This window comes from Halomonas sp. ND22Bw (genome assembly GCF_003011945.1).
GTDB classification, from domain to species: domain Bacteria; phylum Pseudomonadota; class Gammaproteobacteria; order Pseudomonadales; family Halomonadaceae; genus Halomonas; species Halomonas halophila.
Genome location: NZ_PXWD01001465.1, coordinates 1 through 248 on the forward strand (window position 1 = coordinate 1; position 248 = coordinate 248).

Consider the following 248-nt stretch of genomic DNA (forward strand, 5'->3'; position numbering starts at 1 on the left):
CCAGACCATTGTTGTGGCGGATGCGCAGCCAGTTGCCATAGCCGCCCCAGCGGCGCGCCTCGACCACCACGCCATCGGCGGGGGCCACGACCGGCGTGCCGGTTCCGGCGGCGAAGTCGATGCCCTGGTGCATCTTCTTGTAGCCCGAGATCGGATGGGTGCGGAAACCGAAGTTGGAGCTGACCCGGCGGAAGCTCTGCAGCGGGGTGCGCATCATGGCCGAGCGCAGGTTCTTGCCGGTGGCGTCG

1 protein-coding gene is annotated in these 248 nt (G+C 68.5%); it reads right to left on the reverse strand.

What is annotated here, in order from left to right; all coding sequences use genetic code 11:
• Window positions 1–248, reverse strand: a 248-nt coding sequence (locus CVH10_RS23090) for a M23 family metallopeptidase (protein ID WP_146143335.1), incomplete at both ends; no start/stop codon positions are given.